The organism is Amycolatopsis sp. NPDC104819, from assembly GCF_055583145.1.
In genome coordinates this window covers 418,875-444,411 of the sequence record NZ_JBVJON010000006.1, presented here as the reverse complement: position 1 = coordinate 444,411, position 25,537 = coordinate 418,875, and the positions used below count along the sequence as shown (strand labels likewise).

Genomic DNA, 25,537 nt, shown 5'->3' with positions numbered 1-25,537 from the left:
GGTCACGAGCGTTTTCGCAGAACGGCCCGGCTCAGTTTTCCTCGGCCAGGCCGGTCTCCTGGGCGAGGATCGCCGCCTGGACCCGGGAGCGCAGGTCCAGCTTGGTCAGCACCCGCGAGACGTGCGTCTTCACCGTGGTCTCGCCGATGTGCAGGCGGGTGCCGATCTGGGCGTTCGACAGGCCCGCGCCCAGGCATCCCAGGACCTCGCGCTCGCGCTCGGTCAGGTCGTCGAGGCCGCTCGGGGCCGGCGCCGGGTCGCGGGTGCTCGCCGCGAACGCCGTGATCAGGCGGCGCGTGACCTGCGGGGCCAGCACGCCCTCGCCGGCCGCGACGAGCTTCACCGCTTCGATCAGCCGGGGCGCCGCGACGGACTTGAGCAGGAAGCCCGCGGCGCCCGCGCGCAGGGCGGCGTGGACGTACTCGTCGAGGTCGAAGGTCGTCAGCACCAGCACCTCGGTCAGCCCTTCGGCGACCAGCTCGCGGGTGGCGGCGATGCCGTCGGTGCCCGGCATCCGGACGTCCATCAGCGTGACGTCCGGCCGCAGCACGCGGGCCTGGCGCACGGCCGCGGCGCCGTCGGCGGCCTCGCCGACCACCTGGATGCCGTCGGCGTTGTTCAGGATCATGATCAGGCCGGACCGGATGGCGCTGTGGTCGTCGGCGACCAGGACTTTGACGGTCATGGGGTCTCCCTCGCCGGAGACGGCGTCGTCTCCCTCACGTCGTGCCTCCTACCGGCAGCTCCGCGCGGACCAGCCAGCCACTGTCGGCCGGGCCCGCGGTCAGCGTGCCGCCGACCGCGTCCGCGCGTTCGCGCATGTTCAGCAGCCCCGTGCCGGAGCCTTCGGCCGGGGGCGCGTGGCGGTGGTGGACGTCGTTGCGGACCTCCACCGCCAGGACGCCGTCGAGGTAGCGGACGTCGACGTCGACCCGGCCGCCCGGCGCGTGTTTCACCGCGTTGGTCAGCGCCTCCTGCGCGATCCGGTACGCCGTCAGGTCGACCGCCGTCGGCAGCGGCACCTCGTCCACTGTGGACCCGACGCGCACCTCCAGCCCGCTCGCCCGCGCCGACTCCACCAGCTTGGACAGGTCCGCCAGCCGCGCCGGCGCGGTCGTCTCCGCGTCGCCGCCCTCGGCCTTGAGCAGGCCGATCATCGCCCGCATCTCCTCCAGCGCGCTGACGCTGTTTTCCCGCACCGACTCCAGCACCGTCTTCGCCAGCTTCGAATCCGGCATCGACAGCGCCGCCTCCGACTGGATCGCGATCGCCGACAGGTGCCCGGCGATGACGTCGTGCAGGTCGCGCGCCATCCGCCCGCGCTCGGCGGCCACCGCGGCCCGCCTGTCCAGCTGCGCGATCTTGGCCAGCTGCCCGGCGTTCGCGCGCTCGGTCTCGGCGATGTCGCGCTGCTGCCGGACGTTCGCCGCCCACCACACCGGCGTCAGCACGAACGGCAGCACACCCAGGGCGGCCAGCACCGCCGTGCGCCACTGCTGCGCGAGCACCAGCACCGCGGCCAGCACGACGAGCACCGACACCGCGGCGACGCCGATCATCACCCGGCTGGTGCGCTGGGAGCCGTACAGCGTGGCCGCGTAGAGGAAGTCGGTGAAGACGATCATCACCGGCAGCGACGGGCTCAGCGCGATGTCCACCGCCAGCACCACCGTCGCCAGCAGCAGCGCGCCGGGCACCCACCGGCGGAGCAGCTCGAGGCCGCACAGCGCCGTCAGCTCCAGCAGCCGCACCCACAACGGGGCGTGGTCGAACCCGGCGAGCAGCCGGTGGATCCCGGCCGCGTAGACCAGGAACCCGATCAGCCACGTCGTCAGCGCGATCAGGCCGTCCTGCTGCCACACCGGGAGCGAGCGCAGGCGTGGGAAGTGCACAGGAGCATCTGATCACATCGCGTGGCCGGTCCGCGTCCTACGAAGTGATGACGGCCCGTCGTGCTCTCCGACGACGCGCCCGGGCGCCCGCCCGGGCGAAGCTGGCACGGTGAACGAGATCGGGAAGTTCCTCTCCGAGAACCCCATGGCCGCCATCATCGCGGCCGGGGAGATCGGGTTCTGGGTGTTCATCGTGGCCGGGCTGGCGGTGCGCTACGCGCTGCACGCCCGGCGGGCGTCGGTGGTGCTGCTCGCCATGGTGCCGCTGGTCGACGTCGTGGTGCTGGTGGCGACTGTGATCGACCTGGCGAGCGGGGCGAAGGCCAACTTCACGCACGGTCTCGCCGCCGTCTACCTCGGCTTCAGCGTCGTGTTCGGGCCGAGCATGGTGCGCTGGGCCGACGCGCGGTTCGCGCACCGGTTCGCCGGCGGGCCGCCCCCGCCGCCCAAGCGGTACGGGCGCGAGAAGCTGCGCCACGAGTGGCGCGAGTTCGGCAAGTGCGTGCTGGCCTGCGCGCTGGCCGCGGCGGCGCTGCTGGCGGCGATCTACGCGATCGGCACGCCGGAGCAGGTCGCGCCGCTGTGGGACTGGTTCCCGCGGCTGGGGGTGCTGTCGGCGATCTGGCTGGCGACCGGGCCGATCTGGGAAGAGCTGTTCGGCAAGCGCGAGCCCGCCCGCGAGGTGCGCCGATGACCGAGCTGCTCGGCATCCTGCTGGTCGTCCAGGGCGGCGGCGGGCTGCTCAACCGGCTGCTCGGCGCGAACTCGCCGAGCTGGTTCGTCCAGCTGCACGTGCTGCCGCCGTCGTTGCACATCGCGGCGAGCGTGGTGATGGTGCTCGCCGGGGCGGCGGTGCTGTTCGCGGGACGGGCGCGCAAGAGCACGAGGTGATGCTGCGCTGGATGGCGGGCGGGCTGGGCCGGTTGGTTGGGGTTGGTTCGGTCTGGTGCCGCGGTGGTTGCGCAGGGTGCTCGGGGTCGGCGCGGTGAGCCGAGGCTGGGTCGGTGCCGGAGGTTGGCTCGGCTTGCGGTTGGCCGCGCTGGTGCTCGGTGTGAGGCGAGGGCCGGTCCGGGGTGGTCGGGCCCGGCCCGGCTGCTGCATCGGACGCCCGCTGGTCGGCTCGATGTGAGGCGTGGTTGGCGGTGGGCGGGGTGGTTGCGCCCGGGTGCCCGCTGGTCGGCCGGGCCTGAGCCGAAGCCGGGCCGGGCCGGTCGGGTGGTCGGGTTGGTCTGGCCGGGTGGCCGCGCCGGGTGCCCGCTGGTCGGCCGGGCGTGAGCCGAGGCCGGGCCGGGTGGTCGGAGGTCGGCTCGGTCCGGCCCGGGGAGGCTGCGCCAGTGTGCTCGCGGTCGGTACGGCACGAACCGCGGCCGGGCGGGGTGGTCGGTGGTTGGCTCGGTCCGGCCCGGGGGCGGCTGTGCCAGCGTGCTCGCCGGTCGGCCCGGCACGAACCGCGGCCAGGCTGGGAGCACCCCGGCTCGCCGCCACACTGTTCACCCCGCCGCCCGGAGAAGCTCCGGGTGACGTCACCCCGCGCGGATGGCGCGAACGGCCGGGCACCGGAATGCTGGTGCCCGTGCCCGACGAGATCCCCGCCCGCAGCCCCCTGCACCAGCTCGCCGACCGCTACGGCGTGGCCACCCGGTACGAGAACTCCGACCAGGTCTGGGTCGACGTCGAAGACGACGTGGTCGTCGCCGTCCTGGGGCAGTTCGGCGTCGACGCCACCAGCGATGACGCCATCGCCGCCGCGCTCGCCGAACGGGCCGCCCCGGCCGCCCTGCCGCCGACCATCGTCGTCAAGGAAGGCGCCACCCGCGCGCTCCCCGGGGCCGCCGACGTCCTCCTCGAGGACGGGACCCGGCGGCACGTCGAGGGGGAGCTGCCCGCGGACCTGCCGCTCGGCTGGCACCGCTTGATCACCGCGGACCAGGACGTCACCCTCGCCGTCGTCCCGGCGAAGCTGCCGGACGTGCCGCCCGCCTGGGGCTGGATGCTCCAGCTCTACGCCCTGCACTCACCCGGCTCCTGGGGCATCGGCGACTACGCCGACCTGGCGACCTTCGCCGCCCGCTCGGCCTCGGAGCTCGACGCAGGGGTGCTGCTGGTCAACCCCGTCCAGGCCTTCAGCCCGGCCCACCCCGTCGAACGCTCGCCCTACTCACCGGCCAGCCGCCGGTTCGCCAACCCGATCTACCTGCGTGTCACCGCGACCGAGACCTTCGCGAGCGCCGACGCCGCCACGCAGGAGGCCGTCACCTCGCTGGCCCCGGACCGCGACGGTGAGCTGATCGACTACGACGCCGTCTGGACCGCGAAACGCGCCGCGCTCGAACTGCTCTGGCCGCACCGCGTCGAGGAGCTCCCCGGAGACGACACCGACCTCGACGGCTTCGCCCTCTTCTGCGCCGTCGCCGAGCAGCACGGCGCGGACTGGCGAGAGTGGCCGGAAGCCCTTCGCGACCCCGCCGGACCCGAGGTCGAGAAGGCGCGCGAAGAGCTGAAGGAGCGCGTCGGCTTCCATGCGTGGCTGCAGCACCTCTGCCGGACGCAGCTGGAAGCGGCCCGGAAAGACGCCCGCGACGCCGGGATGACCGTCGGGATCGTGCACGACCTGCCGGTCGGCGTGCACCCCGGCGGGGCCGACACCTGGGCCGTCCGGGACGTCTTCGCCGCCGATGTGCGGGTCGGCGCGCCGCCGGACGCCTTCAACCAGCAGGGGCAGGACTGGAACCTGCCGCCGTGGCGGCCGGACAAGCTCGCCGAGGCCGGGTACGCGCCGTTCCGGGACGTCATCCGGGGTGTCCTCCGCTACGCCGACGGCATTCGCGTCGACCACATCGCCGGGCTCTGGCGGCTCTGGTGGATCCCGCCGGGCGAGCCCGCGCACCGCGGCACGTACGTCCACTACGACGCCGAAGCGATGGTCGGCGTGCTCGCGCTCGAAGCGCACCGGGCCGGCGCGGTCGTCGTGGGGGAGGACCTCGGCACCGTCGAGGACGTCGTCACCGAGACCATGCACGAGCGCGGCATGCTCAGCTCGGCCGTGCTGTGGTTCGAGCGGGACTGGGACACCGAGGGCCACCCGTTCACCCGCCCGGCCGACTGGGACCCCGAGGCCATGGCCAGCATCTCGACGCACGACCTGCCGACCGTCTCCGGCTGGCTCGAGGGTGAGCACGTCCGGGTCCGCGCCGAGCTGGGCCTGCTCGACCGCGGCGTCGAAGCCGAAGAAGAAGCGGCCGCCGCGGAACGTGAAGCTTTGTTCGAACTCGTTGCGCGCGAAGGGATCCCGGCCGGCGACCCGGTCGTCGCGCTGCACACCCTGCTCGCGAAAGCCGCGTCACGCCTGGTGCTGACCTCGCCGGCCGACGTCGCGGGCCAGGTGCGGCAGCCGAATCTGCCCGGGACGGTCGACCAGTACCCTAACTGGCGGATTCCCCTTCCCGTCAGCGTCGACGGCTTCTTCACCGCGAAGGGAGTGCGCGCCGCGGTCGCGCCGCTCGCAGCGGCGCGTCCCCTGCCCGGATAACGGGTACCCGGTCGCGCACGACCCCCCAGCGAAGCGTGTCCGCGAGCGCGGACGCGCCCGGCACAACCTGTGAAAGCTCGAGGAGACCCCAGTGCGGCCCTGGCCCGGAACGCCCTACCCGCTCGGCGCCACCTACGACGGAGTCGGGACGAACTTCGCCCTGTTCTCCGAGGTGGCGGAGCGGGTCGAACTGTGCCTGTTCGACGTCGACGGCAACGAGACCCGCTACGCGCTCGAAGAGGTGGACGGCTTCGTCCACCACGGTTACCTGCTCAACGTCGGGCCGGGCCAGCGGTACGGCTTCCGGGTGCACGGCCCGTACGACCCGGCCCGCGGCCTGCGCTGCAACCCGAACAAGCTGCTCATCGACCCGTACGCGAAGGCTGTTTCGCACGGCGTGAAGTGGGACGAGTCGCTCTTCGGGTACAAGTTCGACAGCCCGGAGGAGCGCAACGACGACGACTCCGCCGGGCGCGTGCCGTACTCGCTGGTGGCGAACCCGTTCTTCGACTGGGGCAACGACCGCCAGCCGAAGCGGCCGTACAACGAGACGGTCATCTACGAGGCTCACGTCAAGGGCATGACGGTGAACCACCCGTTCGTGCCCGAGCCGCTGCGGGGCACCTACGCCGGGATGGCGCACCCCGCCGTCGTCGAGCACCTCCAGAAGCTCGGTGTGACGGCGGTGGAGCTGCTGCCGGTGCACCAGTTCGTCTCCGACCACGGCCTGGAAGAGAAGGGGCTGACGAACTACTGGGGTTACAACACCATCGGCTACTTCGCGCCGCACGACGCGTACGCCGCGATGCCGGGCGAGGGTGGCCAGGTCCAGGAGTTCAAGGGCATGGTCAAGGCCTTCCACGAGGCCGGCATCGAAGTGATCCTCGACGTGGTTTACAACCACACCGCGGAGGGCAACCACCTCGGGCCGACCCTGTCGATGCGCGGCATCGACAACGAGGCCTACTACCGCCTGGTCGAGGGGGAGCCGGAGTACTACATGGACTACACCGGCACCGGGAACTCCCTCAACGTGCGCAACCCGCACACGCTGCAGCTGATCATGGACTCGCTGCGGTACTGGGTGACCGAAATGCACGTCGACGGCTTCCGCTTCGACCTCGCTTCGGCGCTGGCCCGGGAGTTCTACGACGTCGACCGGCTGTCCACGTTCTTCGACCTGGTGCAGCAGGACCCGATCGTCAGCCAGGTGAAGCTGATCGCCGAGCCGTGGGACGTCGGCCCCGGCGGGTACCAGGTCGGCAACTTCCCGCCGTTGTGGACGGAGTGGAACGGGCAGTACCGCGACACCGTCCGCGACTTCTGGCGCGGCGAGCCCTCGACGCTGGGGGAGTTCGCCTCGCGGGTCACCGGCTCCTCCGACCTCTACCAGGACGACGGCCGCCGCCCGTTCGCGTCGATCAACTTCGTCACCGCGCACGACGGCTTCACGCTGCGGGACCTGGTGTCCTACAACGAAAAGCACAACGAGGCCAACGGCGAGGACGGCCGCGACGGCGCCGACGACAACCGCTCGTGGAACTGCGGGGTCGAAGGAGACACCGACGACCCCGAGGTGAACGAGCTGCGCATCCGCCAGCAGCGCAACATGCTGGCGACGATGCTGCTGTCGCAGGGTGTGCCGATGATCGCGCACGGCGACGAGTTCGGCCGGACCCAGCAGGGCAACAACAACGTCTACTGCCAGGACTCCGAACTGTCCTGGATGGACTGGGAGCTGGCCAAGGCGCACGCGGACCTGGTCAAGTTCACCGGTGGGCTGGGCGCGTTCCGGCACCAGCACCCGGTGTTCCGCCGTCGCCGGTTCTTCCAGGGCGGCCCGGTCGGCAAGGGCGACAAGCTCGGTGACATCGCCTGGTTCACCCCGGCCGGCGAGGAGATGACCGAGCAGAACTGGGACGACGGCTTCGGCAAGGCGGTCGTCGTCTTCCTCAACGGGCAGGCGATCCCGGACCTCGACGCGCGCGGCATGCCGGTCGAGGACGACTCGTTCCTGCTCGCCTTCAACGCCCACTACGAAGACATCGACGCCAAGCTGCCGGGCAACGGCTACGGGCAGGCCTGGACCGTCGTCGTCGACACCGCGACCGGCGAGGTCCAGCTCGAACCGGACGGCGCGGCGGCGATCGAGGGCGGCGGCCAGTTCACCCTGCCCGCCCGGTCCCTGGTCGTGCTGCAGCGAACGGAAACGGAGTCCGAATGACGGTGCCGGGGTCGACCTACCGGGTGCAGCTGCGCCCGGAGTTCACCTTCAGCGACGCGGCGGAGATCGCCGGTTACCTGCGGGAGCTGGGCATCGGCGCGCTCTACGCGTCGCCGGTGCTCGACGCGACGCCGGGCTCGACCCACGGTTACGACGTGGTCGACCCGACCCGCGCGCGTCCCGAGCTGGGGGGCGAGGCCGCCCGTCAGGAGCTGGTGAAGAAGCTGAAGGAGGCCGGGCTCGGCCTGGTCGTCGACATCGTGCCGAACCACATGTCGGTCGAGGTGCCGAAGGCGAACCGCTGGTGGTGGGACGTCCTCAAGCACGGCCGCGACGCGGAGTCGGCGGCGTTCTTCGACGTCGACTGGGCCCGCGGCCCGATCCTGCTGCCGGTCCTCGGTGACGACGATGACGCCGTCGCCGAGCTGACCGTCGAGGGTGACGAGCTCGTCTACTACGACCACCGCTTCCCGCTCGCCCCCGGCACGGAAGACGGGACGCCGCAGGAGGTCCACGAGCGCCAGCACTACCGCCTGGTCGGCTGGCGCCGCGGCAACGCGGAGCTGACCTACCGCCGGTTCTTCGACATCACGAACCTCGCCGCGGTCCGCGTCGAAGACCCGGTCGTGTTCGCCGAGACGCACGGGGAGGTCCTGCGCTGGGTCGCCGACGGTGACGTCACGGGCCTGCGCGTCGACCACCCGGACGGCCTGGCCGACCCGGGCGGCTACTTCCGGCGGCTGCGGGAGAACGCGCCCGGCGCGTGGATCGTCGCGGAGAAGATCCTGCACCCGGGGGAGCCGCTGCCGCAGAGCTGGCCGGTCGACGGCACCACCGGTTACGACGCCCTGCGCGAGATCGCCGGTGTCTTCGTCGACCCGGCGGGCGAGCCCGGCTTCACGGAGCTGGCGACCGAGCTGGGCGTGAAGACCGGCTACCACCGCGTCGAGGCCGAAGCCCGGCGCCTGGTCACCGACCGCATCCTGGTCGCCGAGGTCCGCCGGATCGCGGCGCTCCTGCCCGACGTCGACCCGGAGCAGGCCCGGCAGGCGGTGGCCGAGACGATGGTCGCCTTCCCGGTCTACCGCTCCTACCTGCCCGAAGGCGCGGCGCACTGGGCCGCCGCGATCGCCGGGGCGAAGCAGTCTCGGCCGGATTTGGCCGCCGCGCTGGACACCCTCGACGCGCAGGTCCGCGCCGAGCCGGACGGTGAGCTGGCCACCCGGCTCCAGCAGACGTCCGGCATGGTCGTGGCCAAGGGCACCGAGGACACGACCTTCTACCGCTACACCCGCTTCGCCGCGCTGAACGAGGTCGGCGGCAACCCGGACCGCTTCGGCCTGGACGTCGAGGAGTTCCACCGGCTGGCCGCCGGGCGCGAAGCCGGGCACCCGGCCGCGATGACCACGCTGACCACGCACGACACGAAACGCTCGGAGGACACCCGCGCCCGGATGGCGGTGCTCGCGGAGCTGCCCGGCGAGTTCGCCGACGCCGTTCGCCGGTGGTCCGCGAAGCACGGGATCGACGAGCCGTCGCTGAACCTCCTGGCCTGGCAGACGCTGGTGTCGACCTGGCCGATCGAGCCACCCCGGCTGCGGGACTACCTCGACAAGGCAGCGAAGGAAGCCAAGCTCCGCACCAGCTGGACCGAGCACGACGAGGCATTCGAGGCCGCCGTCGCCGCCTGGCCCGACGCGGTCGTGAACGACGCCGACGTCGCGGAGTTCGTCACGCGGATCGAGCGGCCGGGCTGGAGCAACTCGCTCGGCCAGAAGCTGGTGCAGCTGACCGCGCCCGGCGTCCCGGACGTCTACCAGGGCACCGAGCTGTGGGACTTCTCCCTGGTCGACCCGGACAACCGCCGTCCGGTCGACTACGCGGCCCGGCGCGAGATCCTGGCGCGCGTCACCGACGGCGAGCTGCCGGACCTCGACGCTTCGGGCGCGGCGAAGCTTCTCGTGGTGCACAAGGCGTTGAAGCTGCGTCAGGAGCACCCCAGGCTCTTCCACGGCTACCGGCCGCTGCGGGCCGAAGGGGCCGCGGCCGAGCACGCTCTCGCATACACGCGCAGCGCGGACCTCGCCGTCGTGGTGACCCGGCTGCCGGTCGGCCTGGAAGCCGCCGGCGGCTGGCGCGACACCGTGCTCCCGCTGGCCGAGGGCGTCTGGACCGACGTCCTGACCGGCCGGGAGGTCGGCTCGGCTCCGGAGCTGGCCGCCCTGTTCGACCGTTACCCCGTCGCGTTGCTGGTGCGAGGAGACGCATGAGGTTCAGCGTGTGGGCCCCGTCGGCCGAGCGGGTCCGCGTCGAGGTCGACGCCGGTGTGCACGAGATGACCGCGGGGGCGGGCGGCTGGTGGCACGCCGAGGCCGAGGGCATCAACTACGGCTTCCTGCTCGACGACGCCACCGCGGCCCTGCCCGACCCGAGGTCGCGGTGGCAGCCGCACGGCGTTCACCAGCTGTCGCGGGTTTACGACCACGCGGAGTTCGAATGGACCGACGACGCCTGGCACGGGCGTCAGCTGCCCGGCGGTGTCGTCTACGAGCTGCACGTCGGCACGTTCACCGAAGGCGGCACGTTCGACGCGGCCATCGACCGGCTCGACCACCTCGTCGAGCTCGGCATCACGCACGTCGAGCTGCTGCCGGTCAACTCCTTCGACGGCACCGCCGGCTGGGGCTACGACGGGGTCCTCTGGGGCGCGGTCCACGAGCCCTACGGCGGGCCGGACGGCTTCAAGCGGTTCGTCGACGCGGCCCACGCGCGCGGCCTGGCCGTCGTGCTCGACGTCGTCTACAACCACCTCGGGCCCTCCGGCGCCTACCTCGACCGGTTCGGGCCGTACTTCGCCGGGCAGAACGACTGGGGGCCGGGCCTCAACCTCGACGGCGCCGGCTCGGACGAGGTCCGCCGGTACGTCGTGGACAACGCGCTCGGCTGGTTCCGCGACTTCCACGTCGACGCGCTGCGCCTGGACGCGGTGCACGCGCTGCTCGACCGGCGGGCCGTCCACCTGCTCGAACAGCTCGCCGTCGAGGTCGGGACGCTTTCGACCGCGCTGAACCGGCCGCTGACGCTGATCGCCGAGTCCGACCTCAACGACCCCCGGCTGGTGACTCCGCGCGAGCGCGGCGGTTACGGCCTGCACGCGCAGTGGTCGGACGACTTCCACCACGCGCTGCACGTCAAGCTCACCGGCGAGGACACGGGCTACTACACCGACTTCGCCGCGCAGGACGCCGTCGAACGGGTGCTGCGCGGCGTGTTCTTCCACGCCGGGACCTGGTCGTCGTTCCGGGAGCGGACCCACGGCCGCCCGGTCGACACGCGGACCGTGCCGGGGCACCGGTTCCTCGCCTACCTGCAGGACCACGACCAGATCGGCAACCGCGCGACGGGCGACCGGCTGTCGGCGACCGTCTCGCCGGGCCGGCTGGCCTGCGGCGCGGCGATCCTGTTCTGCTCGCCGTTCACGCCGATGGTGTTCATGGGGGAGGAGTGGGCGGCGAGCACGCCGTGGCAGTTCTTCGCGTCCTTCCCGGACCCGGAGCTGGCCGAGGCCGTGCGCACGGGCCGCCGTCGCGAGTTCGCCCGGCACGGCTGGGGCGAGGCCGACGTCCCCGACCCGATGGACCCGGCCACTGTGGAGCGTTCGCGGCTCGACTGGGCGGAGGCCGAGCGGCCCGGTCACCGGGAGACGCTGGAGCTGTACCGCGCGTTGATCCGGCTGCGCCGCGAGCACCCCGAGCTGGCCGACCCGTGGCTCCCGGACCTGCGGGTCGACTCCGCCCCGGACGCCTCCTGGCTCGTGCTGCACCGCGGCGGCCTGCGGCTGGCGTGCAACTTCGGCCCCGGCGAGGTGACGCTCCCGCTCGGCGCCACGAAGCCGCTCCTGTCCTGGGGCGAGGCCACCGCGCACGGCGGCGCCGCGCACCTGCCGCCGGAGACCTTCGTGCTGGTCGAAACGGAGACAGCCGGGTAACACGCAAGGCACAGCGCGCGCGGACCGCGTCCGATCTGGGACGATTCAGGAATGGCCACACGACCCTCCGCCGACCACGTCCTCGCCGGCCGCCCCTTTCCGCTCGGCGCCCACCCGGAGGCCGGCGGCGTGCGGTTCGCGATCACGTCCGCCGTCGCGGACGCCGTCGAGCTGTGCCTGATCGACGCCGACGGGTCCGAACGCCGGATCGCGCTCACCGAGCGCACCTTCGGCGTCTGGCACGGCCTGGTGCCCGGGGTGACGCCGGGGCAGCGGTACGGCTACCGGGTGCACGGCCCGTACGACCCGGCCCGCGGCCTGCGCTGCAACCCGAACAAGCTGCTGCTGGACCCCTACGCCCGGCAGATCACCGGCGGGCTCACCGACCTGCGCGCGGCGCAGGGCTTCACCGGCGACCCGGACCGCGGCCCGATGTCCACAGTGGACTCCCTGGGCAGCGTGCCGCTCTCGGTCGTCACCTCGCCCGGCGGCCCGGACACCGGGACCAAGCCCGAGGTGCCGTTCGAAGAGGCGGTCGTCTACGAGCTGCACGTCAAGGGCTTCACGAAGCAGCACCCGTTCATCCCCGAGGCGCTGCGCGGCACCTACCTCGGCCTGGCCCACCCGGTGGCCATCGAGTACCTGACCCGGCTCGGCGTCACGTCGGTGGAGCTGCTGCCGGTGCACTCCTTCCTCGACGAGCCGTCGCTGGTCCGGGAGGGGCGGCACAACTACTGGGGGTACTCGCCGCTCGGCTTCTTCGCGCCGCACGCCGCCTACGCCAGCGAGCCCGGCCACGAGGTCGAGGAGTTCCGGCTGATGGTGGCGGCGCTGCACGCGGCCGGCATCGAAGTGATCGTCGACGTCGTGTTCAACCACACCTGCGAGGGCGGGCCGGACGGGCCGACGCTGAGCTTCCGCGGGCTGAACGCGCCGGTGTACTACCTGCACACCGAGCGCGGCCACATGGCCGACATCACCGGCTGCGGCAACACCCTCGAGGCCGGCTCGCCGACCGTGGTGCGGCTGGTCACCGACTCGCTGCGCTACTGGACGCAGGAGCTGGGCGTCGACGGCTTCCGGTTCGACCTGGCCAGCACGCTCGGCCGGCCGCGCGGCGGCGCGTTCGACGACGCCTCGACGTTGCTCACCGCGATCACCACCGACCCGGTGCTCTCGCGCTGCAAGCTGATCGCCGAGCCGTGGGACGCGACCGGCGAGGGGTACCGCGTCGGCGGCTTCGGCGCCCAGTGGGCGGAGTGGAACGGCCGCTACCGCGACACGATCCGCGACTTCTGGCGCGGCGCGACCGGCGTGCGTGACCTCGCCTACCGGCTGTCCGGTTCGTCGGACCTCTACGACCACAACCTGCGCCGGCCGTGGCAGTCGATCAACTTCGTCACCGCCCACGACGGCTTCACGCTGCGGGACCTGGTGTCCTACAACGAAAAGCACAACGAGGGCAACGGCGAGGACAACCGCGACGGCACCAACGACAACCGCTCGTGGAACCACGGCGCCGAGGGCGACACCACCGACCCGGCGATCCGGGCGCTGCGGACGCGGCAGGCGCGCAACCTCTTCGCCACCCTGCTGCTCTCGACCGGCACCCCGATGCTCACCGCGGGTGACGAGTTCTGGCGGACCCAGCGCGGCAACAACAACGCGTACTGCCTCGACGACGAGACGTCGTGGTTCGACTGGACCCCGGACGACCCCGAGGCCGAGGCCATGCTCGCCTTCGCCCGCCGGGTCGTGCGGCTGCGCGCGAACAGCCCCGCGCTGCGGCAGCCGGAGTTCTTCGAAGGCCGGACGACGCCGACCGGCCAGCCGGACCTGGTCTGGTTCCGTCCGGACGGCGAGGAGTTCGGCGAGAACGACTGGTTCGAGGACCGCCGTACGCTCGGCATGTGGATCGACGGGTCGAACAGCCAGGCCCGCAACCGCGAGGGCGCGCTGGTGCCCGACCACTCGTGGCTGCTGTGGCTGCACGCCGGCGACGCGCCGGCCGAGGTGGTGCTGCCGGGCCGCGAGTACGGCGAGACGTTCAAGCCGACGCTCGACACCAGCACCGCCGACGGCAGCCCGGCCACCCCGGGCGCGCTGGAGCCCAAGAGCCGGGTCACCCTCCAGTCCCGCTCCCTCCTCCTGCTCCGCGCCCCCCGCCTGGCCGCCGACCACCCGACGGAAGGCCCCTGACCCCCGCACCCAGCCGGACGACTCGCGTACCCAGCGGGACGACACGGCGGCCGGGCGGGCGTCCTCGCCGTGTCGTCCATCGGCGTACGCGTGTCGTCCGCCGGGGTACGCGTGTCGTCCATTCGGGTACGGGTGTTGGCCGTTCGGGTGCGCGTGTCGGTCGTCGCGGTGCGTCGCCGGGGCGCGGCACGGACGTAACCTCCCGGACATGCGCCGGAAATTCGTTGCGGCGGAAGCGTTTCGGCCGCACCGGCCTGGGTACTCGACTAAAGAACCCTGCCTCCTGGGCGCTTGATCGAGTCGGGCAGACTGGCGTCGCCTGCGTCCAACCGACACACCGAGGGGCGTTGCCCATGACCGGCCGGCTCGGCATCGACGACGTCTCCCCCAGCGTGAGCTGCGGCCGGTATCCGGCCAAAGCCGTTGTGGGGGAACACATCCCGGTCACCGCGACCGTCTGGCGAGAGGGCCACGACGCCGTCGCGGCGACCGTCGCCTGGCGCGGTCCGGGCGACCGGCTGACCCGCCAGACCCGGATGGCGCCCCGCGGCGCCGACCATCCGGACGAGTTCGCCGCGGTGATCGTCCCGGACACCACGGGGATGTGGACCTACCGCATCGACGCGTGGGGCGACCCCTGGGCGACGTGGGAGCACGCCGTCGAGGTGAAGGTCGCCGCCGGGCAGGGTCCCGAAGATCTCGCCAACGACCTCGAGAACGGCGCCCGGCTGCTGGAGCGCGTCTCCCGCCGCCCGGACCGCCGCGCGGAGAAAGCGCTCCTCGTCGGCGCGCTGACCGCGTTGCGCGACGAAGAACGCGGCCTCGCCGAGCGGGTCGGGCCCGCGCTCTCGCCCGAGATCCGCCAGCTCATGCGCGAGTTCCCGGTGCGCGAGCTGATCACCAAGGGCAAGCCGCACAAGGTGTGGGTCGACCGCACGCGCGCCGCCTACGGTTCCTGGTACGAGCTGTTCCCCCGGTCCACCGGCGGGCTCGACGCCGAGGGCAAGGCGGTGCACGGCACGTTCACCACTGCCGCGGCCGCGCTCGACCGCGTCGCCAAGATGGGCTTCGACGTCGTCTACCTGCCGCCGGTCCACCCGATCGGCCGGGTCAACCGCAAGGGCCCCAACAACACGCTCGACGCGTCCCCGGACGACGTCGGCTCGCCGTGGGCCATCGGCTCCGACGAGGGCGGCCACGACGCCATCCACCCGGACCTCGGCACCTTCGACGACTTCGACGCGTTCGTCGCGCGGTCCGCCGAGCTGGGCATGGAGGTGGCGCTCGACTTCGCGCTGCAGGCCGCGCCCGACCACCCGTGGGTGCTGAAGAACCAGGAGTTCTTCACGACCCGCCCGGACGGCTCGATCGCCTACGCGGAGAACCCGCCGAAGAAGTACCAGGACATCTACCCGATCAACTTCGACAACGACCCCAAGGGCGTCTACGAAGAGATGCTGCGGGTCATCACGGTCTGGGTCGACCACGGGGTCAAGATCTTCCGGGTCGACAACCCGCACACGAAGCCGCCGGACTTCTGGGCCTGGCTGATCCAGTCGGTGAAGGACGCCCACCCGGACGTCGTCTTCCTCGCCGAGGCGTTCACCCGCCCGGCGCGGCTGTGGGGGCTCGCGCGGCTCGGCTTCACGCAGAGCTACACCTACTTCACCTGGCGCACCGGCAAGCAGGAGCTGATCGACTTCGCGATCGACCTGCGGGAGCACTGGCACGAGGGCCGGCCGAACCTGTTCGTCAACACCCCGGACATCCTCCACGAGTCGCTGCAGCGCGGCGGGCCCGGCATGTTCGCGCTGCGGGCCGCGCTGGCCGCGACGATCTCGCCGACGTGGGGCGTCTACTCCGGCTACGAGCTGTTCGAGCACGTCCCGGTCCGCGAGGGCAGCGAGGAGTACCTCGACTCCGAGAAGTACCAGCTGCGACCGCGCGACTTCGAGCGCGCGCTCGCCGAGGGCCGCTCGCTCGAGCCGTGGCTGACGAAGCTGAACGCCGTCCGCCGCGCGCACCCCGCGCTGCAGCAGATGCGCACCCTGCACTTCCACCACGTCGACAACGACGCGCTGCTGGCCTACTCCAAACAGGACCCGGCCACCGGGGACACGGTGGTCACCGTCGTCACCCTCGACCCGTACGCGCCGCAGGAGGGCACGTTGTGGCTCGACACGGCCGCGCTCGGGTTCGAGGCGCACGAGCGGCTGATCGCGCACGACGAGGTCACCGGTGACACGTGGGACTGGGGCCCGGCGAACTTCGTGCGGCTCGAGCCCTGGCGGGCCGTGGCGCACGTGGTGTCGCTCCGCCGGCGGCTGGCCGGTTAGCAGGGAAGGAACGGATCGAAGGACTGAGGTGGAGCACATGGCGGAGGAGGCCCGCCCCGACGCGGCGCTCGGGCTCGACGGTGTCCCGCACACCGGTGAGGCGATGACCGCCGATGGCATGCTGGTGGAACCCCAGGCCGGGGACTTCCGCTCGGCGCAACAGGCGCCCAGCAACCCGGAGTGGTTCAAGGGCGCGGTGTTCTACGAAGTGCTGGTGCGCGCGTTCGCCGACTCGAACGGCGACGGCACCGGCGACCTGCGCGGCCTGGCCGGCCGGCTGGACTACCTGGCGTGGCTCGGCATCGACTGCCTGTGGCTGCCGCCGTTCTACGCGTCGCCGTTGCGCGACGGCGGGTACGACATCAGCGACTTCCGGGCGGTGCTGCCGGAGTTCGGCAGTGTCGAGGACTTCGTGTTCCTGCTGAACGAGGCGCACCGGCGCGGCATCCGCGTCATCACGGACCTGGTGCTGAACCACACCTCCGACGCGCACCCGTGGTTCCAGCAGTCCCGCCAGGACCCGGACGGCCCGTACGGCGACTACTACGTGTGGAGCGACGACGACTCCCGCTACGCCGACGCGCGGATCATCTTCGTCGACACCGAGACGTCGAACTGGACCTACGACCCGGTGCGCGGCCAGTTCTACTGGCACCGGTTCTTCTCCCACCAGCCCGACCTGAACTTCGAGAACGTCGACGTCCAGAACGCGATGATCGACACCCTGCGGTTCTGGCTCGACCTGGGCATCGACGGGTTCCGCCTCGACGCCGTGCCATACCTGTTCGAGCAGGAGGGCACCAACTGCGAGAACCTGCCGCGCACGCACGAGTTCCTCAAGCGCTGCCGCAAGGTCGTCGACGACGAGTACCCGGGACGCATTCTCCTCGCCGAGGCGAACCAGTGGCCCTCGGACGTCGTCGAGTACTTCGGCGACCCGGCGGTCGGCGGCGACGAGTGCCACATGGCGTTCCACTTCCCGCTGATGCCGCGGATCTTCATGGCGGTGCGCCGGGAGTCGCGGTTCCCGATCTCGGAGATCCTCACCCAGACCCCGGAGATCCCCAGCGGCAGCCAGTGGGGCATCTTCCTGCGCAACCACGACGAGCTGACCCTCGAGATGGTCACCGACGAAGAGCGCGACTACATGTACGCGGAGTACGCCAAGGACCCGCGCATGAAGGCCAACATCGGCATCCGCCGTCGCCTCGCCCCGCTGCTGGACAACGACCGCAACCAGCAGGAGCTCTTCACCGCGATGCTGTTGTCCCTGCCGGGCTCGCCCGTTCTGTACTACGGTGACGAGATCGGCATGGGAGACAACATCTGGCTCGGCGACCGCGACGCGGTGCGCACCCCCATGCAGTGGACCCCGGACCGCAACGCCGGGTTCTCGGCGTGCGACCCGGGCCGGATCTACCTGCCCGTGATCATGGACCCGGTCTACGGCTACCAGGGCCTGAACGTCGAGGCGCAGTCGAACAACGCGTCCTCGCTGCTGAACTGGACCCGGCGGATGATCGAGGTGCGCAAGGAGCACCACGCGTTCGCCGAAGGCGAGTTCGTCGACCTCGGCGGGTCGAACCCGAGCGTGCTGGCCTACAAACGGCAGTGGCGGCGCCCGGACGGCGGCGAAGACGTCGTGCTCTGCGTGAACAACCTCTCCCGGTTCCCGCAGCCGGTGGAGCTGGACCTGTCCGCGCACCGCGGGTGCACGCCGGTGGAGCTCACCGGTGGCGTGCGGTTCCCCAGCATCGGGGACCTGTCGTACCTGCTGACGCTGCCGGGGCACGGCTTCTACTGGTTCCAGCTGACGAGCCCGGGAGACGAAGGCGAAACGAGGTGAGTCCCTTGTCCGACCCGCGCGAGCTGGTCGACGAACTGACCGGTGACCTGAAGCGCTGGCTGCCCGAGCAGCGCTGGTTCGCCGGGAAGGACCGGCCGGTGACCGCCGTCCGGCCGCTCGGCGTGACCGAGCTGGTCGCCGGCGACCCCCAGCTGCTGCACGTGGTGATCGAGGTCGCCCAGGACGACCGGCGGGAGCCCTACCAGCTGCTCCTGGGCCGGCGGACGCACCCGCCGGAGATCTCCTCGGGCAGCTGGATCGGCGCCGGCGGCGACCTCAACGCCTACGAGGCGTCCGGCGACCTCGACGTCACCGGTGTCCTGCTGGACCTGATGGCGCGGGAGGGCCGCGTGGGCTCGCTCGTGTTCGAGCACGAGCCGGGCGTCGAGCTGGAGACCGGCCTGCGGGCGCGGCCGATCACGTCGGAGCAGAGCAACACGTCGCTGGTCTACGGCGGCCAGTACATCCTCAAGCTGTTCCGCAAGCTCACCCCGGGCAAGAACAAGGACCTGCTGCTGCACCGGGCGCTGCAGGGCGTCGGCAGCAAGCACATCGCGCAGGTGCTCGGCTCGGTCACCGGCGACCTCGGCGGCGAGCCGACCACGGTCGGCATGCTGCAGCAGTTCGTCCCGGACGCCGTCGACGGCTGGGCGATGGCCACCACCAGCGTCCGCGACCTGATGGCCGCGCCGGAGCTGCACGCCGAAGAGGTCGGCGGCGACTTCGCCGGCGAGGCCGAGCGGCTCGGGCGCGCGGTCGCCGAGGTGCACGCGGACCTGGCCGAGGCGCTCGGCACCGAGGCGGTCGACGCCGACGAGCTGGAACGCACGATGAAGGCGATGGTCGCCCGGCTGGACACCCTCGCCGCGCGCGTGCCGGAGCTGGCGGAGCACGCCCCGGGGCTGCGGGCGGCGTTCGAGACGCTGCGCACCCTGCCCGCGGACTCGGTGACCATGCAGTACATCCACGGCGACCTGCACCTCGGCCAGGTGCTGCGGACGGTCGGCGGCTGGCTGCTGATCGACTTCGAGGGCGAGCCGGCGGCGCCGGTGGAGGAGCGGCACGCGCTGCGGTCGCCGTTGCGCGACGTGGCGGGCATGCTGAGGTCGTTCGACTACGCGGCCCAGCAGCTGCTGGTCGGGCAGCCGGACGAGCCGGCGCTGGCCGCACGGGCCCAGGAGTGGTCCGACCGCAACCGGGCCGCGTTCTGCGAGGGCTACGCCGCGGTCGCGGCCGACCCGCGCGACCAGGGCGAGCTGCTGCGCGCCTTCGAACTGGACAAGGCGGTCTACGAAGTGGGTTACGAGCACGCCAACCGGCCGGACTGGCTGGGTGTGCCGCTCGCTTCGATCGCCCGGATCACTAGCGGAGAGGGATGACACCGTGAACGCGGTTCCGGAAGGCTTCCCGGCCGCGGCCCCGCCGGCCGCGGACATCGACCGGCTGCTTGCCGGGTCCCACCACGACCCGCACTCGGTGCTGGGCGTGCACGCCGTCGGCACGGGCTTCTCGGCTCGCGCGCTGCTGCCCGGCGCCAAGGCCGTGACGCTGCGCGCGGGGGAGCGCCGGTACCCGATGGAGCCGGTGATCGACGCGCTGTTCGCCGCCGCCGTGCCCGAGCACCCCGGTGACTACCGGCTGGAGGTCGAGTACGACGGGCACACCGTCACCGCCGACGACCCGTACCGCTGGCTGCCCACGGTCGGCGAGCTGGACCTGCACCTGATCGGCGAGGGCCGGCACGAGCGGCTCTGGGAGGCGCTCGGCGCGCACGTCCGGTCGTACGAGACGCCGAACGGCGACGTCGAGGGCACGTCGTTCGCGGTGTGGGCGCCGAACGCCCGCGGCATCCGCGTGATCGGCGACTTCAACGGCTGGGACGGGCGCGGGCACGCGATGCGCTCGCTCGGCTCGTCCGGGATCTGGGAGCTGTTCGTCCCCGGCGTCGGTGCCGGGACCTGTTACAAGTTCCGCATCCTCGGCGCCGACGGCAACTGGCGCGAGAAGGCCGACCCGATGGCGTTCGGCACCGAGCAGCCGCCGGCGACGGCGTCGGTCGTCACCACTTCCGGGCACGCGTGGGAAGACGACGAGTGGGTGGCCCAGCGCGAGGCGACCCAGTGGGCCGCGGCGCCGATGAGCGTCTACGAGGTCCACCTCGGCTCGTGGCGGCCCGGCCTGGACTACCGCGAGCTGGCCGACCAGCTCGGCGACTACGTGCTCGAGACCGGCTTCACCCACGTCGAGCTGCTGCCGGTGTCGGAGCACCCGTTCGGCGGCTCGTGGGGCTACCAGGTGACGTCGTACTACGCGCCGACGTCCCGCTTCGGCTCCCCGGACGACTTCCGGTACTTCGTGGACCGCCTGCACCAGCGGGGGATCGGCGTGCTCGTCGACTGGGTGCCCGCGCACTTCCCGAAGGACAGCTGGGCGCTGGCCAAGTTCGACGGCACCGCGCTGTACGAGCACGCGGACCCGCGCCGCGGCGAGCAGCCCGACTGGGGCACGCTCGTGTTCGACTTCGGCCGCAACGAGGTCCGCAACTTCCTGGTCGCCAACGCGCTGTACTGGATCGAGGAGTTCCACCTCGACGGCCTGCGCGTGGACGCCGTCGCGTCGATGTTGTATTTGGATTACTCCCGCAACGAGGGGGAGTGGCTGCCGAACCAGTACGGCGGCCGCGAAAACCTGGACGCGGTGAAGTTCCTGCAGGAGCTGAACGCGACCGTCTACAAGCGACACCCGGGCATCGTGATGGTGGCCGAGGAGTCGACGGCGTGGCCGGGTGTCACGCGCCCGACGCACCTGGGCGGGCTCGGGTTCGGCTTCAAGTGGAACATGGGCTGGATGCACGACACGCTCCGGTACCTGTCGCACGAGCCGATCCACCGGGCCTACCACCACAACGAGATGACGTTCTCACTCGTGTACGCGTGGAGCGAGAACTTCGTGCTGCCGCTGTCGCACGACGAAGTGGTGCACGGCAAGGGATCCCTGTGGGGCCGCATGCCGGGCGACGCGTGGAACAAGGCGGCCGGGCTGCGCTCGCTGCTGGCGTTCATGTGGGCGCACCCGGGCAAGCAGCTGCTGTTCATGGGCGGCGAGTTCGGGCAGCCGGCCGAGTGGTCGGAGCAGCGGTCGCTGGACTGGCACCTGCTGGAGGAGCCGCTGCACCGCGGCGTCCAGGACCTGCTGCGGTCGCTGAACTCGGTGTACAAGTCGACACCGGCGTTGTTCAGCCAGGACACCTCCCCGGACGGCTTCCGCTGGATCGACGCGAACGACTCCAGCGGCAACGTGCTGAGCTTCCTGCGCATCGGCGTCGACGGCTCGAAGCTGGCCTGCGTGGCCAACTTCGCCGGGGTCCCGCACCACGACTACCGCGTCGGCCTGCCGTCCGCGGGCCGCTGGCGCGAGGTCGTCAACACCGACGCCGAGGCCTACGGCGGCTCCGGCGTCGGCAACCTGGGCGAGGTCGAGGCGGTGGAGTCCCCGTGGCACGGCCAGCCGGCCTCGGCCGTCCTCCAGCTCCCCCCGGCCGGAGTCCTCTGGCTCACCGAAGAACCCCCGGAGACCCCCGAACTCGCGTGATCGGAGGGCCGACACGCGTGATCAGAAGGTCGACACGCGTGATCAGAAGGTCGACACGGCGGCTGACATCGTGTCGACCCTTCAATCACGCGAGTCGGCGCTCTGATCACGGGCTTCGCGGGCTCGGCGGGCCGCGCGGCGGCGTCGGCGGCGGGCCGGGGCGTCGAGGAACCAGGCGAAGAGCAGGAGGCCTGGCTGGGTCACCCGGGATCCACAGCACCACCGGGTCGCCTTCGCCGAGGCGGAGGGTCAGCTCGGCGGGCTGGTCGGTCCACCGGCCGCTCGTGCCGCCGAGGGCGACCTTGGCCTCGGTGATCTCGGCGAGCCGGGCCCGCCAGCGTGGCTCGAGCCCGCCGCGCGCCCAGGCCAGCAGCTCGAGCGAGCGGGTGCGCGGCTCGTGCACCAGGAACACGAGGTGCTTCGCCCGGGTCCGGCCCCGGTCGTGCCCGGCGTAGACGTGCTCCGGGTGACGTCCGGCCGCGTGGAGCCGGCGGCGCACCCGCGCCAGCCGCACCCGCGGTAGCACTCCGCGGGCCCGGGCCGTGGGCCGTCCCCGCCACAAGCGCCACCGCGGCGGCGACACCCAACAGCCAGGCGCCGTCACCCAGGACGGAGATGGCCCAGGCCAGGGCCGCCGCGCCCAGGCCGAGGGCGAGCGCCACCGCGCACGGCAAAGCCGGTCCCTCCCCGCGGTCGTGGTGGAACGGTTCTACCGTCGACCGCCCGGGAGGGGTCCCGAACCGGGCCTCGCGGCCTTACCATGAGGTCATGGCCGGCGCCGGCGGCGTCCTCGCGAACCTGATCCTGTTCGCCGTGGTCTGCATCGCTCCCACGGTGCTCTTCTGGTGCGCGCTGCGGTTCCCCGCGATCCTGCGGTGGATCCGCGAGAAGCGCGTGAAGCCCCAGACCCAGGGCCCGCCGATCGAACGGGTCGCCGCGGACCTGCGCCGCGTGCACCGCCTCCTCGCCGGCTACCCCTCCGGCACCCCGGCCGCGCGCCGCTTCGGCACGCGGCAGGCGTACGACGAGCTCCTCACCCAGGCCTGCCGCCAGGTCGGCGTCCCGCACCGGCTCGAGGAGCTGCCCGAGGGGATGGACCGCGAGATCGAACGGCTGCGCGTCGAGCAGTCGCTGCGGGAGCGCGGCCTGGCCGTCCCTTGAGTTGTACGGGACGTGTACGCGGCTCGGTCACGCTGCGGGCATGCGATTCGTGCTCGGTTTTGTGGTGCTGATGCTGCTCGCGCTGCCGTCGACGGCCCAGGCGGCCGCGAACTTCCCCCGCCTCGACGCGGCGGCCGTCGACAGCTATCGGCTCACCGCGGGGGACACTTTCGCCACCTACGGCAGCCGGATCACCGCGCTGGACAAGAAGCTGCCGCCGCGTGCGCTCCCGGCGCTGCTCGGTGACACCAACCGCAAGGCCCGCCCGCTGTGCCACGGCACGTACCTCGCCGCCGCGCTGAAGCCCGCCGGGTTCTGCTGGGAGGACGCGAACGACGACAAGACCAACGACTGGGTCCCGCAGGGCCTCACCGGCTCCGGCGACGCCGCCCAGTCGACGGGGACGGCCGGCGGCAAGCGCGTCGTCGTGACGTCGTGGCACAACCCGGGCGACACGATGGTCCGGCTGTCCTTTGTGGACGCCAACGGGCTCGGCTACCGGCACGTCCTGCTCGTGGAACCCACTTCCGACACCGATTTCGCGGTGGTGGCCGGCCACGGGCACGGCATCACGTGGTCCGGGAACCTGCTCTACGTCGCCACCACCGGCGGCCTGATCCGCGTCTTCGACACGACGCACTTCTGGAAGGTCGACGCGAGCGCGGCGACCGTCGGCCTCGGCACCGACGGCAAGTACCACGCCGCGTACTACGACTACGCGATGCCGCAGGTGGGCGCCTACTGGTACCCCGGCGGCGGCGCGTGTACCACGGCGACCGGTGCGCGGCCCTGCCTGTCGACCCTTTCCTTCGACCACACCGATTCCACGTTCGTGACGGCCGAGCACGTCCCGGCCGCGGCTGGTGGCCGGATCCTGCACTGGCCGTTCGACGCCGCTTCGGGCCGGCTCGTGACGTCGTCCGACGGGCTGGTGCACGCGATGGAAGGGTTTTCGTCACCGGTCTGGGGGATGCAGGGCGCGGTGGCGCGCAACGGCTACTTCGTGCTGACCGGCGTCTGCCCGGAGTACGCCGGAGTGGCGGGCGACCACCCGTCATGCCTGCACGGCGGAGTCGGCGGCGTGTCGACGTCGCGGCTGACCGGGCAGGCGCCGGTGAACAGCCAGAACCTCTCGTACTGGCCGGCGACGGGTGAGCTGTGGCTGCTGAACGAGCAGCTGCGCGAACGCGTCACGGTGCACGTCCCGTGGACGACGCTCACCGGCCGGGCCTGAACGCGGAAGAACCCCGCCACCCGAGGTGGCGGGGTTCTCCGTTGTCCCGTAAGGAAAAAATCAGTCCAGGTAGTCCCGCAGCACCTGCGACCGCGACGGGTGACGCAGCTTCGACATCGTCTTCGACTCGATCTGCCGGATGCGCTCACGGGTCACCCCGTACACCTGGCCGATCTCGTCGAGCGTGCGCGGCTGGCCGTCGGTGAGGCCGAAGCGCAGCCGGACCACGCCCGCCTCGCGCTCGGACAGCGTCTGCAGCACCGACTGGAGCTGGTCCTGCAGCAGCGTGAACGACACCGCGTCGACCGCGACGACCGCTTCGGAGTCCTCGATGAAGTCACCGAGCTGCGAGTCGCCCTCGTCGCCGATCGTCTGGTCGAGCGAGATCGGCTCACGCGCGTACTGCTGGATCTCGAGGACCTTCTCCGGGGAGATGTCCATCTCCTTGGCGAGCTCCTCGGGCGTCGGCTCGCGGCCGAGGTCCTGCAGGAGTTCGCGCTGTATACGGCCGAGCTTGTTGATGACCTCGACCATGTGCACCGGGATGCGGATGGTGCGGGCCTGGTCGGCCATCGCGCGGGTGATCGCCTGGCGGATCCACCACGTGGCGTACGTCGAGAACTTGTAGCCCTTGGTGTAGTCGAACTTCTCCACCGCGCGGATCAGGCCGAGGTTGCCCTCCTGGATGAGGTCCAGGAACGCCATGCCGCGGCCGGTGTAGCGCTTGGCCAGCGAAACGACGAGCCGGAGGTTCGCCTCGAGCAGGTGGTTCTTGGCGCGCTCGCCGTCGCGCACGATCCACTTGAGATCGCGGCGCATCTGGGTGACGAGCTTCTCGCCCTCCTCCTCGGCGGTGCGCACGCGCTCGGCGGCGTAGAGCCCGGCCTCGATCCGCTTGGCCAGCTCCACCTCCTCCTCCGCGTTCAGCAGCGCGACCTTGCCGATCTGCTTGAGGTAGGCCCGCACGGAGTCGGCCGACGCGGTGAGCTCGGCGTCCTTGCGCGCCTGGCGCAGGGCCTCCGACTCCTCCTCGTCCCAGACGAAGTCCGGGTTGTCGGAGCTCTTGGCGGCGGCCGCCTTGTCCGCGGCCGCGCCGCGACGGCGCTGCGCCGGGGTCTCCTCGTCCGACTCGTCGTCGTCATCGTCGTCGTCATCCGCCGAGCCGGCGTCCGGCTCGTCGTTGACGGTCTCGTCGACGACGTCGACCTCGACCTCTTCCAGGTCCGACAGGTCGGGCGAGTCGAGCTCGGCCTCGTCGATCTCGGCCGGACCGTCGGGCTCGCCGTCTTCGGTCTTGGCGCCCTTGGTCGCAGGCTTCTTCGCCGGAGCCTTCTTGGCCGGAGCCTTCTTCGCGGTGGTGGTCTTGCGCGCCGCTGGCTTCGCCGTCCCGGTGGCTGCCTCTTCGGCCGGCTCGCCGGCTGCGGTCGCTGTCTTCGTCCCGCCTCGGGTTGCGGTTCTTGCGGCTGCCACTTACGCCCTTTCGCAGCGGTCGATCATGACGAGCAACGGCACGGGGCCACTGCTGCCTCACATTCGG

Annotated in this window: 17 protein-coding genes; 13 read left to right on the top strand and 4 right to left on the bottom strand. The window is 71.9% G+C overall.

The window, feature by feature from the left end:
• Nucleotides 1-31 precede the first annotated feature (31 nt).
• Together ACZ63E_RS21480 and ACZ63E_RS21475 are read right to left on the bottom strand one after the other, a co-directional pair.
• Complete coding sequence (locus tag ACZ63E_RS21480) at nucleotides 32-685, bottom strand: response regulator (RefSeq protein ID WP_465337896.1); 654 nt, start codon at nucleotides 683-685, stop codon at nucleotides 32-34.
• Nucleotides 686-719: 34 nt separating this feature from the next.
• The gene (locus tag ACZ63E_RS21475) at nucleotides 720-1,892 is read right to left on the bottom strand and encodes a sensor histidine kinase (RefSeq protein ID WP_465337895.1); all 1,173 of its coding nucleotides are present in this window, start codon (nucleotides 1,890-1,892) and stop codon (nucleotides 720-722) included.
• Nucleotides 1,893-2,001: 109 nt separating this feature from the next.
• On the opposite strand from ACZ63E_RS21475, the gene ACZ63E_RS21470 reads away from it, so the two are divergent.
• The 11 genes from ACZ63E_RS21470 (at nucleotide 2,002) to glgB (ending at nucleotide 21,605) form a co-directional block, all read left to right on the top strand.
• Nucleotides 2,002-2,586, top strand: a complete 585-nt coding sequence (locus tag ACZ63E_RS21470; protein ID WP_465307404.1) for a hypothetical protein — start codon at nucleotides 2,002-2,004, stop codon at nucleotides 2,584-2,586.
• Complete coding sequence (locus ACZ63E_RS21465) at nucleotides 2,583-2,783, top strand: hypothetical protein (protein ID WP_465307402.1); 201 nt, start codon at nucleotides 2,583-2,585, stop codon at nucleotides 2,781-2,783. Before ACZ63E_RS21470 ends, ACZ63E_RS21465 begins: the two co-directional genes overlap by 4 nt.
• Nucleotides 2,784-3,453: 670 nt before the next feature.
• A complete protein-coding gene (gene malQ, locus ACZ63E_RS21460; protein ID WP_465337894.1) occupies nucleotides 3,454-5,421 on the top strand; it encodes a 4-alpha-glucanotransferase in 1,968 nt (655 codons plus the stop codon).
• 91 nt (nucleotides 5,422-5,512) lie between these two features.
• Complete coding sequence (gene glgX / locus ACZ63E_RS21455) at nucleotides 5,513-7,645, top strand: glycogen debranching protein GlgX (protein WP_465337893.1); 2,133 nt, start codon at nucleotides 5,513-5,515, stop codon at nucleotides 7,643-7,645.
• The gene (gene treY / locus ACZ63E_RS21450; RefSeq protein ID WP_465337892.1) at nucleotides 7,642-9,915 is read left to right on the top strand and encodes a malto-oligosyltrehalose synthase; all 2,274 of its coding nucleotides are present in this window, start codon (nucleotides 7,642-7,644) and stop codon (nucleotides 9,913-9,915) included. The genes glgX (ACZ63E_RS21455) and treY overlap by 4 nt, the downstream gene beginning before the upstream one ends.
• Nucleotides 9,912-11,633, top strand: coding sequence for a malto-oligosyltrehalose trehalohydrolase (gene treZ / locus ACZ63E_RS21445; protein ID WP_465337891.1), 1,722 nt, complete (start codon nucleotides 9,912-9,914; stop codon nucleotides 11,631-11,633). Before treY ends, treZ begins: the two co-directional genes overlap by 4 nt.
• Nucleotides 11,634-11,684: 51 nt before the next feature.
• The gene (gene glgX, locus ACZ63E_RS21440; protein WP_465337890.1) at nucleotides 11,685-13,832 is read left to right on the top strand and encodes a glycogen debranching protein GlgX; all 2,148 of its coding nucleotides are present in this window, start codon (nucleotides 11,685-11,687) and stop codon (nucleotides 13,830-13,832) included.
• Between the two features lie 353 nt (nucleotides 13,833-14,185).
• Nucleotides 14,186-16,168, top strand: a complete 1,983-nt coding sequence (locus tag ACZ63E_RS21435) for a maltotransferase domain-containing protein (RefSeq protein WP_465307390.1) — start codon at nucleotides 14,186-14,188, stop codon at nucleotides 16,166-16,168.
• 37 nt (nucleotides 16,169-16,205) lie between these two features.
• Nucleotides 16,206-18,014 (top strand): maltose alpha-D-glucosyltransferase, encoded by a 1,809-nt coding sequence (treS, locus tag ACZ63E_RS21430; RefSeq protein WP_465337889.1) that lies wholly within the window; start codon nucleotides 16,206-16,208, stop codon nucleotides 18,012-18,014.
• Between the two features lie 5 nt (nucleotides 18,015-18,019).
• Complete coding sequence (locus tag ACZ63E_RS21425) at nucleotides 18,020-19,393, top strand: maltokinase N-terminal cap-like domain-containing protein (protein ID WP_465337888.1); 1,374 nt, start codon at nucleotides 18,020-18,022, stop codon at nucleotides 19,391-19,393.
• Nucleotides 19,394-19,397: 4 nt separating this feature from the next.
• Entirely contained in the window at nucleotides 19,398-21,605 is a 2,208-nt protein-coding gene (gene glgB, locus ACZ63E_RS21420) for a 1,4-alpha-glucan branching protein GlgB (RefSeq protein WP_465337887.1), read from the top strand.
• A gap of 106 nt (nucleotides 21,606-21,711) precedes the next feature.
• Here glgB and ACZ63E_RS21415 read toward each other — a convergent pair whose 3' ends face one another.
• Nucleotides 21,712-22,119 carry a hypothetical protein gene (locus tag ACZ63E_RS21415; RefSeq protein ID WP_465337886.1) on the bottom strand — a complete coding sequence of 136 codons (408 nt, stop codon included), beginning with the start codon at nucleotides 22,117-22,119 and terminating at the stop codon, nucleotides 21,712-21,714.
• A gap of 254 nt (nucleotides 22,120-22,373) precedes the next feature.
• Here ACZ63E_RS21415 and ACZ63E_RS21410 point away from each other — a divergent pair, with 254 nt between their 5' ends.
• Together ACZ63E_RS21410 and ACZ63E_RS21405 are read left to right on the top strand one after the other, a co-directional pair.
• Entirely contained in the window at nucleotides 22,374-22,766 is a 393-nt protein-coding gene (locus ACZ63E_RS21410; RefSeq protein ID WP_465337885.1) for a hypothetical protein, read from the top strand.
• Nucleotides 22,767-22,806: 40 nt separating this feature from the next.
• Nucleotides 22,807-24,000, top strand: a complete 1,194-nt coding sequence (locus ACZ63E_RS21405; RefSeq protein ID WP_465337884.1) for a hypothetical protein — start codon at nucleotides 22,807-22,809, stop codon at nucleotides 23,998-24,000.
• A 60-nt stretch (nucleotides 24,001-24,060) separates the two neighbouring features.
• On the opposite strand, the gene ACZ63E_RS21400 is transcribed toward ACZ63E_RS21405, so the two are convergent.
• Nucleotides 24,061-25,470 carry an RNA polymerase sigma factor gene (locus ACZ63E_RS21400; protein ID WP_465337883.1) on the bottom strand — a complete coding sequence of 470 codons (1,410 nt, stop codon included), beginning with the start codon at nucleotides 25,468-25,470 and terminating at the stop codon, nucleotides 24,061-24,063.
• Nucleotides 25,471-25,537: the final 67 nt, after the last annotated feature.